The organism is Streptomyces sp. NPDC020875, assembly GCF_040641415.1.
Lineage (GTDB): Bacteria > Actinomycetota > Actinomycetes > Streptomycetales > Streptomycetaceae > Streptomyces.
The window spans coordinates 1-2,079 of the sequence record NZ_JBFADP010000138.1 but is presented as its reverse complement, the minus strand read 5'-3'; the positions used below and the strand labels follow the sequence as shown (position 1 = coordinate 2,079).

Here is a 2,079-nt window from a genome sequence, read left to right as displayed (position 1 = left end):
GCCGTCGTCGCGGGCGGACTGCATCAGCCTGCCGCGGGTGGCGACGAGGGTGCAGGCGTCGGGCAGGTCGAGTACACCCGCCGCATGGGCGGCGGACACCTCCCCGATGGAGTGCCCCAGCAGCTGGTCCGGGACCACACCCCAGGACGTGACCAGCCGGAACAGCGCCACCTCCACCGCGAACAACGCGGGCTGGGCGAGGGCCGTACCGTCCAGCTCCTTCGCGGTGTCCGTACCCGGTTCGGCGAACAGCACGTCCTTCAGCGGCCGGTCGAGCAGCGGGTCGAGGGCCGCGCAGATCTCGTCCAGCGCGCGGGCGAAGACCGGCGACGTCTCGTACAGCTCACGGCCCATGCCCGGGCGCTGCGAGCCCTGGCCGGTGAAGACCAACGCCAGCCCGCCGGGGCGGGCGCGGCCCGTCGTGGTCACGGCCGGGTCGGCGGTCCCGGCGGCCAGGGCCCCGAGGCCCCGGAGCAGTTCGTCGTGGTCGGCGCCGACGACGGTGGCGCTGTGGTCGAGGACGGCCCGGGTGGTCGCCAGCGAGTACGCGATGTCCGCGATGCCGTGCTCCGGATGGTCCGCGGCGAAGGCGAGCAGCCGCTCGGCCTGGCCGCGCAGCGCCTCCGGGGTCTTCGCCGACAGGGTCCAGCCGACGGCGGACGGAGTATCGGACGGCGGTACGGGCCGGTGCGCGGGCGCCGGTACGGCTGTCGCGGCGGGCCCGTCCGCCGGGAGCGGGGGCGCCTCCTCCAGGATCACATGGGCGTTGGTGCCGCCGATTCCGAACGCGGAGACCGCGGCCCGGCGCGGCCGGTCCCGGTCGGGCCAGGGCCGGGCCCGGTCGAGCAGGGCGACGGTCCCGGCGGACCAGTCGACGTGCGGGGTCGGTTCGTCGGCGTGCAGGGTGCGGGGCAGCCTGCCGTGGCGCAACGCCTCGACCATCTTGATGACGCCGCCGACCCCGGCCGCCGCCTGGGCGTGTCCGATATTGGACTTCAGGGAGCCCAGGAACAGGGGGTCCCCGGCGGTCCGGTCGCGGCCGTAGGTGGCGAGCAGGGCGCGGGCCTCGATCGGGTCCCCGAGCCGGGTCCCGGTGCCATGCGCCTCGACCACGTCGACATCGGCGCCGGTGAGGTCCGCGTCCGCGAGCGCCTGCCGGATCACCCGCTCCTGCGCGGGGCCGTTGGGAGCGGTCAGCCCGTTGGACGCGCCGTCCTGGTTGACCGCCGAGCCGCGCAGTACGGCGAGCACCCGGTGGCCGTTGCGCCGGGCGTCCGACAACCGCTCCAGGACGAGCATGCCCGCGCCCTCCGCCCAGGCGGTGCCGTCGGCCCCGGCGCCGAACGCCTTGCAGCGGCCGTCGGGCGACAGGGCCCGCTGCCGGGAGAACTCCATGATCGAGAACGGGGTGGGCATCAGGGTCGCCCCGCCGGTGAGCGCGAGATCGCATTCGCCGCGTCGCAGCGCCTGGGCCGCCAGGTGCAGGGTGACCAGCGACGACGAGCAGGCCGTGTCCACGGAGACGGAGGGGCCTTCGAGTCCGAAGACGTAGGAGAGCCGTCCGCAGGCGATGCTGCTGGAGAGGCCGCTGGCGAGATGCCCGGCCAGTTCGGCGGGGACGTCGTCCAGGACTCCGGCACCGTACCCCTGGTACATCAGTCCGGTGAAGACACCGGTCCTGGTGCCGCGGAGGGTGGCGGGGACGATCCCGGCGCTCTCCATCGCCTCCCAGGTGGTTTCGAGGAGCAGCCGCTGCTGCGGGTCGGCGGCGACGGCCTCGCGCGGCGACATCCCGAAGAACGCGGCGTCGAAGTCGGTCATGCCGTCGACGAAGCCGCCGTGCCGGGTCAGGGTCTTGCCGTTGCGGTCGGGATCGGGGTCGTAGACGTCCTCGTCCCAGCCCCGGTCGGTGGGGAACTCGGAGATGGCGTCGACGCCGTCGTCGACCAGCCGCCACAGCCCGGCGGGGGATTCCACGCCGCCCGGATAGCGGCAGGAGGCGCCGACGATCGCCAGGGGTTCCCGGGCCCGCTCCTCCACCTCCTTCAGCCGTGCCCGGGCATCGCGCGCGTCCGCGAT

The 2,079-nt window shown here is 74.7% G+C and carries 1 pseudogene; it reads right to left on the bottom strand.

The window, feature by feature from the left end:
• A pseudogene (locus AB0G74_RS34325) lies at window positions 1–2,028 on the bottom strand (type I polyketide synthase); the annotation flags it as partial.
• Window positions 2,029–2,079: the final 51 nt, after the last annotated feature.